At 45.9% G+C, this 17,510-nt stretch carries 12 protein-coding genes; 4 read left to right on the top strand and 8 right to left on the bottom strand.

Annotated features, from left to right (window positions below; translation table 11 throughout):
• Positions 1 to 9 precede the first annotated feature (9 nt).
• From R7V76_RS03595 to R7V76_RS03565, 7 genes are all read right to left on the bottom strand, one after another.
• Positions 10 to 483: a hypothetical protein gene (locus tag R7V76_RS03595; RefSeq protein WP_318091297.1), complete on the bottom strand. Its 474-nt coding sequence runs from the start codon at positions 481 to 483 to the stop codon at positions 10 to 12.
• Between the two features lie 157 nt (positions 484 to 640).
• A complete protein-coding gene (locus R7V76_RS03590) occupies positions 641 to 3,028 on the bottom strand; it encodes a carbohydrate binding domain-containing protein (protein ID WP_318091296.1) in 2,388 nt (795 codons plus the stop codon).
• A gap of 68 nt (positions 3,029 to 3,096) precedes the next feature.
• Positions 3,097 to 4,443 carry a GH1 family beta-glucosidase gene (locus tag R7V76_RS03585; protein WP_318091295.1) on the bottom strand — a complete coding sequence of 449 codons (1,347 nt, stop codon included), beginning with the start codon at positions 4,441 to 4,443 and terminating at the stop codon, positions 3,097 to 3,099.
• 22 nt (positions 4,444 to 4,465) lie between these two features.
• Positions 4,466 to 5,389 (bottom strand): carbohydrate ABC transporter permease, encoded by a 924-nt coding sequence (locus tag R7V76_RS03580; RefSeq protein WP_081776662.1) that lies wholly within the window; start codon positions 5,387 to 5,389, stop codon positions 4,466 to 4,468.
• A gap of 3 nt (positions 5,390 to 5,392) precedes the next feature.
• Positions 5,393 to 6,289, bottom strand: a complete 897-nt coding sequence (locus R7V76_RS03575; protein ID WP_318091294.1) for a carbohydrate ABC transporter permease — start codon at positions 6,287 to 6,289, stop codon at positions 5,393 to 5,395.
• Positions 6,290 to 6,349: 60 nt separating this feature from the next.
• Positions 6,350 to 7,657: an ABC transporter substrate-binding protein gene (locus tag R7V76_RS03570; RefSeq protein WP_071499455.1), complete on the bottom strand. Its 1,308-nt coding sequence runs from the start codon at positions 7,655 to 7,657 to the stop codon at positions 6,350 to 6,352.
• A 205-nt stretch (positions 7,658 to 7,862) separates the two neighbouring features.
• Complete coding sequence (locus R7V76_RS03565) at positions 7,863 to 8,876, bottom strand: LacI family DNA-binding transcriptional regulator (protein ID WP_318091293.1); 1,014 nt, start codon at positions 8,874 to 8,876, stop codon at positions 7,863 to 7,865.
• Between the two features lie 211 nt (positions 8,877 to 9,087).
• On the opposite strand from R7V76_RS03565, the gene R7V76_RS03560 reads away from it, so the two are divergent.
• Both R7V76_RS03560 and hepT read left to right on the top strand, forming a co-directional pair.
• Complete coding sequence (locus R7V76_RS03560; RefSeq protein ID WP_028107079.1) at positions 9,088 to 9,516, top strand: VOC family protein; 429 nt, start codon at positions 9,088 to 9,090, stop codon at positions 9,514 to 9,516.
• Between the two features lie 299 nt (positions 9,517 to 9,815).
• Positions 9,816 to 10,223, top strand: a complete 408-nt coding sequence (gene hepT / locus R7V76_RS03555; protein WP_318091292.1) for a type VII toxin-antitoxin system HepT family RNase toxin — start codon at positions 9,816 to 9,818, stop codon at positions 10,221 to 10,223.
• A 419-nt stretch (positions 10,224 to 10,642) separates the two neighbouring features.
• Here the strand turns inward: hepT and R7V76_RS03550 are convergent, their stop codons facing one another.
• On the bottom strand, positions 10,643 to 11,515 hold the full coding sequence (locus R7V76_RS03550; protein WP_318091291.1) for a hypothetical protein: 873 nt from the start codon (positions 11,513 to 11,515) through the stop codon (positions 10,643 to 10,645).
• 382 nt (positions 11,516 to 11,897) lie between these two features.
• Here R7V76_RS03550 and R7V76_RS03545 point away from each other — a divergent pair, with 382 nt between their 5' ends.
• Complete coding sequence (locus tag R7V76_RS03545) at positions 11,898 to 13,112, top strand: hypothetical protein (protein ID WP_318091290.1); 1,215 nt, start codon at positions 11,898 to 11,900, stop codon at positions 13,110 to 13,112.
• Between the two features lie 170 nt (positions 13,113 to 13,282).
• Positions 13,283 to 17,467, top strand: a complete 4,185-nt coding sequence (locus R7V76_RS03540; RefSeq protein WP_318091289.1) for an AAA domain-containing protein — start codon at positions 13,283 to 13,285, stop codon at positions 17,465 to 17,467.
• The last annotated feature ends 43 nt before the right edge of the window (positions 17,468 to 17,510 follow it).

Here is a 17,510-nt window from a genome sequence, read left to right as displayed (position 1 = left end):
ATCCGGCAATCAGTACCGGAGTCGTTTTGCTTCGAGCTTTTTGGATCGGACACTGACACCAATCGCCAGCACGACATAGGCAAACCCGGCAAACAGCGCAAACTGTCCGTATAAGACGTCAAACCAGGCATTGAACCCAAACAATGGGACCGCAAATAAATAATAAAACGGATATTGAATGCCGGAGACGAGATCAAACCAAAGCTCCCCTAACCAATACCGCTCAAAGAACGTGACTAAATAGACCACGGTGCCGGCAACAAACCCGAAGCTGAGATAATAGAACACAAACAAAAGCGTCTTTTCTTCGCGGACGAGCATTACCGAACCAATTAAAAAGACCAGCCAGACAAGCGAAGACACGATTTGAAGCAGACCAATCGTACCGTCGGGATGAATACTCGCCGGCCAGGCATTGATACCGATTGTCGCAAGCAAAAGCACGATAAATAAAACGATATACTGTTTTGTCGAACGAACCATGATGGTGTTCCTCCTAAGTATGAAATTGTATTAGTGTCATATTCTCTTAATTGGTTTTAAATCCCTTTTAACACAAAAAAATAAAACATCCAGGGTTCTCCTCGTACATCAAAACGAGGGTAGTCCTGGATGCTTTTATTCTTGATTCCGTGTTCTCTTACTTTACTTCTAACTTCACATCATCAATCGTCACGTCGTGTGCCGCGAATGGTGAACCGACTGCTTTCCCGAGCAGGAATTTCAGTCCGGCTGTATCATCCTGGCCAAGCGTAAAGTCAAACTGATATGTTTTCGCTTCCGTCCCGAGTTCGACGATTTCACTGAAGTAACGTGTATACGCTGCGTTTTCAACCGTCACTTCAAGTGGCCGGGCGACCGTTGACGATGCTTTAAACGTCAGTTGGTACGTCTGCCCTTTGACAAGCTGTAAGTTGCCTTGCTCAAGCAGGACGCTCCATGGTTCCTGTCCTTCTGATACGATGGCGAGTTTCGCTGCGTCATTGACGTTCGAAACGACGGCTTGCGCGTCATAATGGACATACGAACTCCAGAAGTTCAGTCCGTCCGCAAACGAACCGTTTTTGAGCGGCGACCGGTCGACTTCGACCGGTGTGACATCAACCAGCTCCACGTCATCCAGTGTCACTTCACCTTTTTCCGTCCCGAAATCGAACTGGAGTCGGCTGTTCAAATCAGTCGCTTGTGTCATCGTAAACGGTACTTCGACTGTCGTCACTTGCTTTGTCAGCGGCACTTCATGCGTCGGCAAATACGAAACCGTTCCGTCCGCATTAGTCAGCTTGACTTGCAACTGCTTGATCCGCTCGGCTTTCGTTTTAAAACGTAAGACGTACTGATGGTTTTCTTTTAGCTGGACACCTTGTTGTGTCAAAGTCGCGGCCTGTCCTTTTGCCGGATTGGTCTTGAACGTAAAGTCACGTGTCACCGGGTCGACCGTTCCTGTGCCTTTGGTCTGACCGTCATCAAACTGCCAGTACGTCAGACGGTCCATCGCGCCCTGGTCAAACGTCCCGTTGTAAATCTGATTGCCGTCCGGCAGTGCCGGTTTTGTTGCTGTTTCATCGATTTCACCGCGTGGTACTTGTTCAACTCGGACGTTGCCGATTTTGACGCCGGCTTTCGCCAGACCAAGGTTGAATTCGAGACGTGCCGCAAGATCCGTTTCTGCTGCCATGTCGAACGCAAACGTATGCCGTTTGACGGTTGGCGTCAAATCAATCACTTCTTCATTCGAATATTTTGTGTAGCCGCGTTCTGCCCCGCCGCCGACTTTCGCGACGATCGTCCGTGCTTCTTCACTGCTGGCGTCAAAGCTGACTTCATAGCGTCCGCCTTGAGCGAGGGAAATCTTTTGAATCAACTGGTGGGCATAGTTTTGAGCGCCCGGTTGGTCGATCGTGACATTCGCAAAGCGGGTGCCGTCCTGCTCCGTCACGTTGACCGATCCCTTGCCGCCGAAGTCCGGTAACGTCACATAGTTCCAGTACGTTGGGTCAAGGACTTGCGCCCCGTCAGTGATCGTCTTGATGGCTTTTTCGTACGCCTGATCATAAACGAGGTTGCCGTCTTCTAAAGGTTGTTTCGCGCCGTCTGGTAACGTCACGTCTTCATAGACCGGCTCGACCGGTTCGCGGTAGTCACGGTTCTGTAAATCATAGACGCGGACATAATCGACTTCCATTTCAGCCGGGAACTTCGTCGTTGCATCGACTTCGCCGTCAAACCAGCCACCGACCGCGAGATTCATCACGAGATAGAAGTTTTGGTCGAATGGTGCCGGATAACTGTAGTTGGTTGCCGTGTTTTTGCCTTTGCTGTACCAGTCGTTTTGTGTTTGATAAAGGTTGCCATCGACGTACCAGCGCAGTTCGCCCGGCTCCCACTCGACCGCATACGTATGCCATTGGTCAATCCGTCCGCCGTCCGGGAAGTGGTAGTCCTTGCCGGTGTATTTATTGTTCGGCCAGTTCTCGCCGTAGTGGATCGTCCCGGCAACTTTGTCCGGTTGACTGCCCCACGCTTCCATGACATCAATTTCACCGGACGAGGCCCAGGCGCCGTACTTGTCCTGTTCCGGCAACATCCAGAACGCCGGCCACAGTCCTTTGCCGGTCGGTAGTTTCGCTTTGATTTCGTAACGGCCGTATGTCTTGCTGAATAAGCCTTTTGTCTTCAGTTTAGCTGATGTATAGTCGTACGTTCCTAGGGCATCCGTTGTTTTTTCTTCCTGAGCCCGGATGACGAGTTTGCCGTCCCGGATAAATGAATTGTCGGTTTTGTCCGTGTAATATTGTTTTTCGTTGTTTCCCCAGCCCGGACTGATAGCGCTTCCATTTTGATCGACAATCCAGTTCCCGGTATCATATGTCCACTTCGTCCGGTCGAGCTGTTGTTTCGTAAATTCATCGGACCAGACCATTTTCCATTTCGTATTATCTTTTTTGTCCGCCTTCTCGGCATGACCGGTCCCGGCGTATGACAGGACGAGTCCCGTTCCGAGAGCAACTACGAGCCATTTCTTCATCTGTAATTCCTCCTTCTTAATGAAAAAACAGGCAAGACGATCAATTCGACCTTGCCTGTTCGACGACGTTACGCTTCTTGCGGAAGTGCTGCCTTATGCGTCTGGATGACATTCGCATACCAATGCGCGCTGTCTTTCCAGATTCGTTCCTGTGTATCGAAATCGACGTAGATGATGCCGAATCGTTTATCGTAGCCGAAGCTCCACTCGAAGTTGTCGAGTAACGACCAGAGGTAATAACCGGCGATGTTCATGCCTTCGTCGTTCAAGTCAGATACAGCTTGCAGATGCTGCGCGACGTAATCGATCCGGTTTTGATCGTGAATCTTGCCGTCGACGAGTTGATCGTCAAAGGCGGCACCGTTTTCCGTGATGTAGATCGGCAAATCCGTATACTCGGCACGTAGACGGCGGATCAAGTCCTTGAATTCACTTGGTGCAATATCCCAGCCCATGCCGGTCTTGTCATAATCCGAATAGGCGTCTTTGTGTAAGAAGTCACTCGCTGCACTGAACTCGACCAGGTTGCGGCTGTAGAAGTTGATCCCGAAGAAATCACACGGCGTCGAGATCGTCGCGAGGTCTCCCGCGTGGATGAAGTCGTACGTATGCACGTATTTCGAGAACAGGTTCATCATGTCGACTGGATATTGTCCTTTGAAGATCGGGTCAAGGAACCAGCGATTCGCATAACCGTCCGCATTGTTCATTGCAATCTGATCATTAACAGAATCCGTCTTCGCGTACTTCGGTGCCAAGTTCAACGTGATGCCGATCGGTGTCGCTGAGTTGAACTCTCCTTTTAGCATCTCGACCGCTTTCCCGTGTGACAACAGCATGTGATGGACGGCGCGAACGGCTTCGTTCATGTCCGTATGGCCCGGTGCGTGTTGTCCGAGGTGATAGCTTAAGAAACCGGCGCACCATGGTTCGTTGTGCGTGATCCACGAGTCAACGATCCCGTCGAGCTCTTCGAAGCAGACACGGGCGAAGTCGAGGAACCAGTCGACCGAGTCGCGGTTGACCCAGCCGCCTTCTTCGTGTGCCCACATTGGAAGATCCCAGTGGTAGAGTGTGACCGCCGGTTTGATGCCTTCTTCCTGGAGACGTGTGGCGAGTGTCTTGTAGAAGGCCATCCCTTCCGGATTGAACTGCCCTTTGCTCGGGAAGATCCGTGGCCAGGCGATCGAGAAGCGGTACGTGTCGACGCCTAACTGTTTAATGTGTTGAATGTCTTCTTCAAACCGGTGGTAATGATCGCAAGCGACATCCCCGTTATGTTTTTCAAAGACTTTTCCGTCCGTGTCGCAGAACGTATCCCAGATCGACGGCGTCCGGCCGCCCTCATCGTGTGCGCCTTCGATTTGGTAAGAAGACGTCGCCGTCCCGAAGACGAAATTCGGTGCAAATTTCATAGGTGTAAGCTCCTTTAACAGTTTATTCTTTGACGGCACCAGCGGAGATGCTGCTGACGATGTATTTCGATAGGAACAGGAAGGCGATCATGATCGGTACGACGGAAATCGCGATTCCAAGATAGAGTGAACCAAGGTTTTCTGCAACTTGTGATCCTTTGAGGAAGCCCATCAAGACCGGTAACGTATACTTTTCCGGTGAGAAAAGCAGGACGAGCGGCATGATGTAGTTGTTCCATGAGCCGATGAACGTAAAGATCGACATCGTCGCGATGGCCGGCATCATCATCGGCAAGGCAATCGTGTGGAAAATCCGCATTTCGCTCGCGCCGTCCATCCGTGCTGCTTCAATCAAACTTGGGTGCATGACCGTCTGTAAATACTGACGGACGAAGAACACTGTGAACGGACTGGCAATTGCCGGGACGATCAGCGGGATGAAGCTGTCGAGTAATCCAAGATTTTTACTGAGTTCGTAGAACCCGATTAATCCGAGTTGTCCTGGAATCATCATCATGACAAGCATGAAGACGAACAGAACATTTTTTCCCTTAAACTGGTAGAATGCGAATCCGAATGCTGTCATCGCCGAGAAGTAACCGGATAAGACAGTGACGAGGACGGCGATAATCAGACTGTTCTTGAAACCGGACCAGATGTTGACGTAAGAACTTAAAGCCGCATAGTTTTCAGCGAGCGAGTTTCCCGGAATCAACGAGAAACCAGACAGGACTTCTTCGTTTGAGCGGGTCGCGTTGATGATCATCATCAAAAACGGAATGATACAGGCGATCGTCAAGGCAATCAGTCCGACGTAGATCAGACTTTTCCCGAACCAGGCTTTTTTCTGCTTCGGTGGTGGTGTCAATTTCAGCGGACGTTCTGAACGCTCCGGTTGATCTTCCGTTTGTGGCACGATCCGACGTGCTTCTGCATTTCGTTCCATCGGTCAGGCTCCTTTCGCTGAACGTTCTTTTCGGAACATCCCTTTGAAGACGATGATTGAAAAGACGAGCGTGATGGCAAACAATCCGTATGCGACCGCAGCGGCGTAGCCATAGTTGTTGTATTTAAAGGCTTGGTTGTAGAGATAAAGGACCATCGTGTTTAGGGCACCATCCGGCGCACCGACACCGTCCGTGATCAGCATCGGTAAATCGAACAATTGGAGTCCGCCGATCAGTGACGTGATCATGATGTAGAGCAGGATCGGTTTTAAAAGCGGCAACGTGATTCGCGAGAAGATTTGCCAGCGTGTCGCACCATCAATCAGTGCCGCTTCAAAATAATCCTTCGAGATGCCCGATACACCGGCCATGACGACGATGAACGAGTGACCGAGCCACATCCAGGTCAGGATGAGGGAAACGGAAATTTGTGCTGTAACCGGTTGCGTCAACCAGTTGATTGGCTCTGAGATGATACCGATTTTGAGTAACATCATGTTGAGTGAACCGTGCTGCCAGTCAAGCAGGATACCGAACAACAAGGCAACCGAGCTGATTGTGATCAAGTTCGGCAAGTAGAATGTCGCGCGGAAAAATGCGAGACCTTTCATCTTGAGCTGTAAATCCGAGAACAGTAAGGCGAGCATCAAGGCTCCCCCGATTTGCAGGAGGAAGTTCAGTCCCCAAATCTTCAGTGTGTTGAAGAACGCTTCAATGAAGTACGTATCCCCAAGCAAACGCGTATAGTTCGCGAGTCCGACGAGTTGTTCGCCTTCTGCGCCTGTGTAGTTCGTAAAACTGTAATAGAACGTCAGCGCAACCGGATAGATGCTGAAGATCAAGAAGACGATCCAGAACGGTGCGATGAACAGATAACCATGGCGGTCGAGTTTTTTCACAGGTCAAACCCCTTTCTTAAATAAGAAAAGGTGAAGCGAGGATCGCCCCACCTAGACTCCTTATTCCGGTACTTTCACGTCCGGATACGCATTTTTGACTTTTTTGTAGAATTCAGCAAGTGCTTCGTCTTTCGACTTTTTGCCTTGGACATATTCCATGACCGATGCACCGTACAATGTGTCGAGCTGTTGGTCGTACTTTGTCACGATTCCCGGTGTGATCTTGTCTGCTTGATCAAGGAAGAACTCGTAGTTGTTCTGTCCGCCGAGGAACTCATCTTTGAAGTCTGTTTTGATTTTGTCCGTAACCGGTTTGTAAGCGAGGACGTCGCCTGTTTCTTTCGCCCAGTCTGTCAGGAACTCTTCGTCTTGCGTCATCATCTTAACGAAATCATACGCAAGCTTTTGTTTCTTCGAATCTTTGTAGACACCTAACCATGTACCGCCCCAGAAGTATGGGCTCGGTCCGCTTGTGACAGCCCAGTCACCGGCTGATTTCTTCGCGTTTTCTTTCAAGACACTGTGTAAGCCCCATGTCGGAAGGACATATGAGAAGATTTCTGTTTCAGTTTCTTTGCCATTTTCTTTGACTTTGACCGGCTTATCCATTCCTGCGAACCATGATGGAGACCATTCCGGCGCAAGTGCTGTGTATTGTTTTGTCCGTAATTCTTTTGCGTAATCCATGTAGTTTTTCTTGTCTTCCGTCACGACGAGTTCCTGTTTGTCGTTGACCCAGGCTTGTGGCTCATTTCCTTGTGCGAACCAACGGATTGATCCTTCATCCGGGAACATTTTGTAGCCTTTGCCTTTCATCTTTTCAGCGACTTCGAAGACGCCGTCCATCGAGTTCATCATCGCACCGATTTCTTTTGGATCATCTGTGCCGAGAACTTTTTTCGCGATGCTTCGTTTGTAGTAGACGCCACCTGGTGTCGTTTGCCATGACAGGGCACGAACGTTACCGTCTTTGTCTTTCCCCATGTCATAGACATACGGGATATAGTCATCTTTGACGTCACCCGCGTTAAACGGTTTTTCTGAGAGGTTCGCCCAGTAGCCGGCATCCACCCATTGTTTTAAGAAGGCAATCTCACCTGTGAAGATATCCGGTGCACCGACGCCGCTCTCAAGTGCAGGTTTTAATTTTGTCGGGTAATCCGCGATCGGAACGATTGTCAATTCGACTTTGACGCCGTTTTTCTCTTCGAACTTTTTGATTGGTTCTTTTAACTCATCCGTGAACGACCAGATTTTAAGAACTTCTTTGCCGCCGCTTGTTTTTTCTTCTTCGCCACCTGAACATCCTGCTAAAACACTTGCTGTTAACGCACCGACTGTTAATACGCTGACTAACTTCTTCTTCATGTCATCCCATCCTTCTCGTGTTTTGGTAGTCCCCTAAGTAAGCGGTCTCATTTATTATTCAAAAATATCGAAAGCGCTTTCGTAAATGATCTGAAAAAAGTTCCGAAAGCCCTTTCGGAAACGTACAAAAAAATATAGTATGGATTTCGAAACCGCTCTCGCGTTTTCTCGAAGACAACCTGCGAGAGCGATTTCGAAAAAGTAATTATGCTTTGACAGGTCCCGTCGACTGGCGAACGATCAATTCGACTGGAATGATATCCGTCGTCATGACCCGTTGTTTGTTGACGATCTGTTCGATTAACAGTTCTGCTGCATGCTGTCCGATCCGTTCCGTATCTTGCCGGACCGTCGTCAGCTTCGGTGTGACGTATTTTGACATCTCGATGTCGTCGTATCCGATGACTGAAATATCCTGTGGAATGTGAAGACCTGCTTCATGAATCGCTTCCATCGCGCCGATGGCCATTTGGTCACCTGCGACAAAAACGGCTGTCGGACGTTTCGGTAAATCAAGCAATGTCTGCATCGCCTGTTTTCCTTCTTCAACTGAGAAAAAACCTCCGTTGATCAAGTATCCGTCAGGAATCGGTAAGCCGATTCGATCCATTGCCTGTTTATAACCTTCGATTCGTGCGAGACCTGCATCAATCGTCATATCTCCAGCAATGTGGGCAATCAAACGATGTCCAAGCTCATAAAGATGGTTCACAGCAAGTGTACCGCCGGATAAATTATCCGAGAAGACAACGCTGCAATCGGAACTGTCCATATCGACGACGACGATCGGAATCGTACTTTGAATCAACTCTTGCACCTGTTTGTCCATTTGATCGGAACAGATGACGACGATGCCGTCGACCGCCCGGTGCCGGAAGTGCTCGAGATAACTCATGTCGCGATTGCGGAGATTCCGTGAGGCGAAGATTAAATCGTAACCTTGTTGCTCTGTTGCTTTTCGGAAACTTTCGATGATCGCGTTGAAAAACGGATGCATCATTCCGACTTCGTTTGCTTCCGAGAACATGACCCCGATTGTCCAGGACCGTTTCGTCGAAAGTGACTGGGCATGTGCGTTTGGTAAGTAGCCCATATCAGCTGCTGCCTGAACGATTTTTGCTTTCGTCTTCTCACTGACATCGGAATAGTTATTTAAGGCTTTTGAGACCGTGGTGATCGAAAAACCGGTTATTTTCGCTAAATCATAAATTGTACCCATGTAACCACTCCATTTCACCGAAAGCGCTTTCGATAAATTTAGTATAGACGTTGATTTGGAAAGATACAACCATTTTTTTAGAATTTAATCGGAATTTGCAAAATAAATGATATCGCTTTCATTTTTCACTCAAGAAACCTTTTAATAAGAACAAATGTTTGGTATACTATAAGTATTAGTCAGCCGTTTTCAAATAGAGAGGAGCATTATTATGCCGATTACCCCTTATCTAGTTTTCAACGGTAATACCCGCGAGGCGATTCATTATTATGCCAAAGTCTTTGGGCAAGACATTCCTGACATCATGGAGTTTGGTCCTGGCAATGGTCCGGACGGTCAACCGTTTGAAAAAGATGTCCAGTCGCTTGTCCTGCATTCGCAATTGATTGTTCATGGCACACGCGTCATGTTTTCCGACGCCATGCCCCATGATCCGGTGACGATCGGACAAAATGTTACGCTGGCTCTGCATTTGCCAGATATCCAAGTCATTCATGAGACGTTCGATAAACTGGCTCAAGACGGTAACGTCATCATGCCGATTCAAAAAACGTTTTGGAGTGAAGCCTACGGCATTGTCGAAGATCCGTTTGGTGTGCAGTGGCAATTGAATCACGAAGTGAGTGAAGTAACAGCGTAAATTGCTCGCTGCGTCATGCTTTCCCTTTCACTCGCTTTCCTCAGGCGAGGCACAAGCCGCGCCTCCTTTGTCCTCCGGACACGGACTCGGGTCTTGTTTGCCTCTAACAGCGCAGATCCCTGCGCTTTTTCCTGCATTAGTCGAGTGACGGGAATGCATTCCTGATAAAAAGTAAGATCTGGCGGATTTCGTCGGGTCTTACTTTTTTTAGATCATACCGATTTTTTTCAAGGTGTTATAGAATGGTTAAAATCAGATGTACCATTATCTATTTTGTAAGAAAGGACGTGTCGCAAGAAATGAACGAGATCCTTTTACAAAAACAAGCGACGATCAAACGTTGCATCATTAGAATGAACGAAGTCTATAGTAATGACTCCAAAAACTTAAGTGATTTAACCAAACAAGATAGCATCATCTTAAATTTGCAACGGATCTGCCAAGCTTCTATCGATATGGCAATGTATGTCGTAAGTACACGAAAACTGGGATTGCCTAAAGCAAGTCAGGATGGACTTAAACTATTAGAGAAAGCAGACTTTATCAATTCTTCCCTATCTACTAGCCTAATGAATATGATGGGATTTTGTACTATCGCAATCCATGACTACCCGTCACTTGATTCAAATGTTCTCCAGGCTATTTTAGAGAAGCACATAGATGATTTCTTAACCTTTGCACAGATTGTTATCCAGTTGAAAGACTGACAAATCTTCAAGATTCAGCTCCCTCATCGTCCAAACGTCTGAAGGCGACGCCATTTGTCACGTAGAGTTTCCAACAGACAAATCGAATAATCCAGGAATCCTTCTTTTTAAATTTTATTAACTTTCTAGGAACACCTGGCTTTAAAGATATTTTTACAACTACCGTAGTTTTACTTCTTGAAGCAGCTATTGCTAGCGTCATTGCTAATCTCTTTACTAGAATATTTGTAAAAAAAATATAGTTTTTAATTTTGTTCTTTTAAGAGTCACATATAACGATACATAGATAAAACGGCTTGAGTTCTCCATTCCAATGGACTCAAACCGTTTTTCTTTTATTTATTGAAGTATAAACTTAAATATGACATCGAATCACATTATGGATTAATTGAATCGCCTTTTACCAGTAGACGCGGTTTTCACTTTTTAAATTTATTAAACATTCCCTGAATCCGATTTGTTTTTTCGGCCGCAAGAGGTATTTCTAGTACCGATGTTTCCTTCGTCACTTTATTATCAGCCGGATTAGCTAATCCAGTTACTGTTCCAAATAAACTCTTCACCTTATTCGTTGCTTCATTTTTAGATTCTTCATAATTGAGTAACTCAACATCAATTTGCTTATGTAATTCTTGCATTTCAAGCATATATTTATGACTTTCAGACTGGGCTTTTGAATAGCGGTTTACCAATTCATGATATTCAGGCAGCTTCCGCTTTTTTTCCGCCAAGGAAGCATTCCCAAAGAAGAAGTCCAACCCTGCATAAACAACTGAATCGTTTAATTTACGATTATGCTGATCCTCTTCCAGCTCAATTTCTGAGATTTCTGCCTTAAGATTTGAAATATCATCTTTGAATAATCGTTGTCCTTCTTGTAATGAAACAATTGATTTTTCGATCCAATTTTTTGCATCTTGTGGAGAGTCTAACATGAGCCAAGTAATACTGATGTAAGATTGAATGAATCCTATGAAATGGACATCAAATGCTGTCTTTCTAAATTTCGCTCTTTGTACACCGTAGGCTTTGATGAATTCTTTCAAAGCACTTCCCACCATCTTTTTAGAGTCCTTTTGACTTCGATGATCGTCCATTGCTTGCTCCAGATAAGTTAACCCTACGTAAAAGGGTCCTTCCTGAATCGCTTTAATTTCGTTCGTAAACATATCAAATAGTTGTGCCTGGTCAGCTTCTAATTTAATTAGCTTATCTACGATTTCTTTTTTCTCTTTTACTCCTTTGTATACTTTCAACCCTGTTAACATGCCAGAAACCATTAAATCAATCATTCGTCCATTCTCCTTTTATGTATAAGGGATAATCTACATTAAATATCATTTCACTTATTTAAAAATTGTATCAAACAACTTTTTACATTACCAATAAATGGAGTTAAAATCCATTAAGAACTTATTTCTTTTTAAAATTACATCTAAATTCTATACAGAAAACACCGACATTTTTTAATATTTCAAGTAAAATCATCAGATTAAATCAGAAAACCTTATTAAGCGAACTTTTCCATCCGATTTCGCTCAATAAGGTTTTATGTAATCACTTTTAATCATAAAATGATTTATTTTTTATAATTAAATCGATTGTTTTTAGTAAAATACGGGGAAATATTACTAATGGTTCTTCGCTGTTTTTCCGTATAGAAAGGAGATTAGCATGCAGTACCTAGTTCAGATTTTGCACTCCATATCTTTAGCCATTCTCGTTGCCACTATCATTTATCGCCTGCAAGTCGTCAAAGGTGAGAGACCACCTGAAAAATTACCTGACGCGACGCTTCTACTCTGGTTAAGTGTCATTCTCTTTCTAACCTCACTCTTGAATGGTTACGTCCTCTATCGTCAAAACGGTCAGTTCGAAATCATATTGCTGCCTTTCTTATTTTTAACGGTTTTCTGTTTGTCGTTGTGGATTTTTTACTGTCTCTATAAATATTCGAAACGCCGCCTCTCACCTCAGATTGTCATTCCTGCAGCCATTTTGTTTCTTCTATACTTACTAACCGCATTTGCGACTCTGTTTCATTTTGAAAATATGTTCTATATCGTACTCTGTCTTGGTATCCTTAGCATTTTTGTTAGCGGACTGTTTTTATTAAAGTATCAGTCCTTTCAGGCAATGCCCCGTATCTGGAAGTACGCATTACCCTTCGGTATTTTATTTATCTTACTTTCGTACGAAGTTATTTCATCTGCTCCTCCTACAACGAACTCAGAATCAACAGCAGCTCCCGCTTCTACCGATACTGATGCCGACACTGAAAATGAAATAATTTCTGAAGAACCTGTCGAGGAGCCTATCATAGAAGAGGTAGAAGATGAACCTGTACAAGAAACTTCAGACGATGTAGCAGAAGACCCAGAAGAAAAGGTCTATGATCAAACTAAAAAGTATTACGCTTCCTATACCCCGGTAAATCTTCAAAATGTTAATGAAAAAATCGAACTTGCTCCAAACTTCTTTTATGAAATCAATCAAATTGAAGTTGGCGAAGTCACTGCCTATGAACCATTCGTGAAGAAATTCATGTTTGATGCCGAACCTATCTCTGTGTTGAAAGTATCTGTGACTGTTCAAAATAATACCCCACAAGACTACTACTATTCTTTTGCTAGTACCTTTATCAATAATGGAACAAATGAGTATAATCCCGTCGGAAAATTTACGTTAAATCGAAGCTACGATCCAAACACGGACCTTCCACTTCTTCGCTCAGGTACGAAAGATCGAGGTAGCTACTATGTTTTCATGGAAGAAGCTGCAGATACTCTCGATTCATTTGATTTTCTAATTGGTTTACCGACCGATCCAGCTACGGGTAACTCTGTCGATTCTTCTACCAATAATGCAATCACTATCCCTCTAAATTGACTTTCCGAAGACTAATTCGGAAAGTCTTTTTTCTGCTCACACTATTCTCTTCATCCTGTTTCCTTGTATACTAATAGTGTCCTAAAAACTAGGAATTAAGTACTTCATTTTTCAATAAACCACCTCTAATTTCCTAACTTTTAAATTTACATATAAGGAGCTACCTAGTAATGAGCACTACCCGTTCAAAAGCAATCAACCTTTTTCAATTCATGGCTTCCGTCAAGAAGCTTGGTTTGAAAACACAACGAGATACCAAAACGTATACAACGATTTTAGATGAGACGACAATGAACTTTCCGAACGTTACTTCAACAAGCGATGAAAGTCAGCAAACCATCGTCGAAGTCAAGTTTCACCCTGCCTTCACAATCGATCGTCCTGCCCTACCGAGTAAATTAAGCGAATGGACAGTGACGACCGGGGACGACGTGACACCAAAGGCTTCTCTTCCAGATGAATTAACGTCACTTTGGACGACCTACGAATTAGCTATTCGTGATTGGAAAGAGAAAAAACGCCAACATGAAAAGGCACAAGCGCTCTATGACTTGATGTACCGAATGTATCAGTTCCAAACGACTGATAATGATACCCATGAAATCGTTTGGTCTTTCGGTCACTTGCACTGGCCAACACAATCTATTCAGCGACCACTTTTCGTCCGACCCGCTGTCATTGAGTTTGATACTGAAAAAAGTGTGTTCCGCATTGAAACGACACCAACACTTCCGAAACTTGAGTTAGATATGTTGAACTGGGACAGCGTATGGATGAAAGCAGAGCTCTCGGAATACGAACTCGATTTCAAGGAAGACCATGCCTTCGATTTTAACCCTTGGGACGAAACGCAACTCCAAGAACGAAGCGAACAGGTTCTACGGCTGTTACACGCGGACCATGCTTATGCGCAAGAAGCTGATGTTTACGTTATGCCAGGTGTCCGCCTTTATCGGCGTCCGAAATCCAATCACAGTTGGGTCGAAGAGCATGAACACCTTGCGGAAGCGATCGAACAGGACTTACCGTTGTCGCCTGCTCTTGAACAGTTCTTTACTTCGGATGATGCCGCGATTGCTGCTCTCGACCAACAAGATCGTTCTGAGTGGCAGGCTGTCGGCGAAGAGATTTTATTCCCGCTTCCTTACAATGAAGAACAAAAACGAATTCTTCAGCAGTTAAGTAACAACGCAGGTGTCGTCGTCCAGGGACCACCGGGTACAGGAAAAAGCCATACGATTTCAAACTTGATTTCGCACCTTCTCGCTCACGGAAAACGAGTCCTTGTCACAAGTGAAAAAGAACATGCGTTAACAGTTTTACGTGATAAGTTGCCTGCTGAAATCCGTGAACTAGCGGTCTCTGTTTTAGGCGCTGATTCCAAGACGATTAAACAAACGGAAACATCTTTACATGGTATCTCAAGCTATTTGAATAAGACGTCAGCTGAAGAACTAGAAGCAAGTGCCACAACGATTCGGAATCATCTCGAAACGATCCGTCGCGAAATTGCGTCGACGCGTCGGATGATGCTTGATCAAGCCATTATCGAACACGACGGTCTGACGATTGGTCAAGAAACGAAAACGCCACTCGAGTGGGCAAAATGGATGAGTCAATCCACGATTTCGACACAGATTCCGACGCCGCTTTTGTCTGAAGAAGCACCGATGAGTGCCGTCGATATTCAGGAACTGTATGAATTGATGCAGGATCAAGAAGCACTTGCCGAACTCAAGATTCTCGGTCGCCGACCAACACGGACGGCGTTTGCGGAACCACTGATCTTCGAAGAACACGTCGCCGAAGTAACAGCACTCCGACTGATCGAACCGACTGCGTTACCAGTTGCATGGATGAAATCCGCGTCGGATGAGACCAAACATCAACTGCGCGACTGGCTCCAGCAGTCCGTTCGGCAATATACGAAACTTGAAGAATGGACGCTTGCCTTATATCGTCACTGGCTGGCGCATCCTTCTGATTTTGATGAGCTCGAGCAAGATCGATTGACATTCGAACAGACACTTCTCGAAATCGAACAACTCGAGCGGACCGTTTCGTTGCATGATTTCGCTCTTCCGACAACAGACCAAGATGTATCTGTACTCGCAACGGAACTCTTGCCACTGTTTGAAGCAAACAAGGTCGATGGGATGTTCTTTAAATGGACAAAACGAAAAAAATACGCCCTTCTTTTAGATGAAGTGACGATTGACGGGAAGAAGATGGCTAGTACCGCAGATGTTACATTACTCTTGCAACATTTGACGTATACGGAATTACTTCGGAAACTCGAGCGGACGTTTAAGCATCGCTTCGAACATCATTCAATTGAAATTCCAATCGGTCCTTTAACGACGTACCGAAAAGCGCTCGATGTTTTCCGTCAACTTGACAGTGTCATGCAACACTTTACGCAAGTCCTCCGTCCATTACACGCAAGTTATGAAAATCATGACTTCACGTATGAATCAGATTGGCTCGAGATTCAAACCAATGCCCTAGAGGCACTCTTTGACCTAAAGCGTCTAGATGAACTGAACGAGCAGCAGCAAACCTGGTTATCTTTACTCGATGTAGCAGAACTCACCCACCCCATCACTATTCAGTTGCAGCAAGCGATTCGTGATTGGGATGTTACTCGCTATACAGTACTTTATGAAGAATTACGACTCCTGGAAACGAACGAACATCGGGCAAGTCGCTTACAAGCACTCAGTGTGATGCTAGAACAAGCTGCCCCGAACTGGCTCACGGCACTACGAACGAATAGTGCCCCGACGTTTCATGCACTCGAACTTCGTGACGCGTGGCACCTCGCCTACGTCAAGAGTCGACTTGAAGCTTTGAGTGATGCAGACGAACGCGAGCAGCTCCATCGTCTCGAACAGGAAGAAGGACAGACCGTCGCTCGTCTCTGCGCGACACTCGCTTGGAAAGAACAGCTCAAACGGATGACGCCTTCGAAACAAGAACAGCTCAACAGTTGGGCGACCTTGATTCGCAAAGTCGGAAAAGGAACGGGTAAACATGCACCACGTTATCGGAAAGAAGCCGCCAAACAAATGATGCAGGCTCAAGACGCGATTCCGGTCTGGATTATGCCGGTCAACCGTGTCCTTGAATCCTTTAAGGCTGAGAGCGATCTCTTTGACGTCATCATCTTTGATGAAAGTTCGCAAAGTACGATGGATGCGATTTCGCTCCTGTCCCGGGCACGAAAAGCGATCATCGTCGGGGATGATCGGCAAATCAGTCCGACAAGTTTTGATAACCGGGATAATGTCGAAGAAAAGCGAAAAACGTATTTCGGGGATGATTCGACGATGACCTTGTTTGATGGGACAAGTAGTCTCTATTCCCTTGCCTCCGTTAAGTTCAGTACGAAAGTCGGCTTACGGGAACACTTCCGTTGTGTACCGGAAATCATTGGTTTCAGTAATGCTCACGTCTATGACGGAACGATTGTCCCGCTCCGCTTGCCCCAACGTGCTGAACGACTGAATCCAGCTGTCAAAAATCATTTTGTTCGTGATGGATACGTCGACGAGACGACGATGGACAAGGTGAACTTACCGGAAGCACGTGCCATCGTCGCTGAACTGAAACGCATGATGCAAGATCCGCTTTATCAAAATCGAACGTTCGGAGTCGTCTCCTTACTTGGAAATGCCCAGGCTAATCAGATTGAACGGATTGCGACGGCAGAAATCGGGATCGAGACGTTGATGCAACATCAAGTCCGCTTCGGGGATGCCTACACCTTCCAAGGAGACGAACGTGACGTCATGTTACTCTCAATGGTCGTCGCCCCAAACAAACGCTTCATGGCGATGACGAAAGAAACCGACAGCCAACGCTTTAATGTCGCCGCGAGCCGAGCCCGCGATCAAATGATTCTGTTCCACTCAGTCTCATTAAACGACATCGGCAACAGCAACTGCATGCGCTACAAGTTGCTCGGTTATTGTCAAAACCCACTCGGTGATCAAGCTTCCTTCGAGAGCATCAAACATCGCTTTGACTCACCATTCGAAGAAGCCGTCTACCGTCGTCTGGTCGCTCGCGGATACCTCGTCACGCCTCAAGTACAAGTCAATGGCTACCGCATCGACCTTGTCGTCGAAGGGGAGCATAACCGACTTGCTGTCGAATGTGATGGTGAACGTTGGCACGGACCAGATGCGTATGAAGCGGACATGTTCCGGCAAAAAGTCTTGGAGCGGGCGGGTTGGAACTTCTGGCGTGTCCGTGGTCGTCATTTCTATCAAGACGCAGATCGTGCGATGGAATCACTATGGACAACACTTGAAGAGATGGAGATTAAACCAGCATTGATCGAGTATGCGTAACAATCACAAAAACACCTTTCTTCTGTCGACTGAGTTGAGTACT

Source organism: Exiguobacterium artemiae (assembly GCF_033342815.1).
Taxonomy (GTDB): domain Bacteria; phylum Bacillota; class Bacilli; order Exiguobacteriales; family Exiguobacteriaceae; genus Exiguobacterium_A; species Exiguobacterium_A artemiae_A.
The sequence above is the reverse complement of the archived record's forward strand: the minus strand, read 5'-3'. Positions and strand labels throughout refer to the sequence as shown.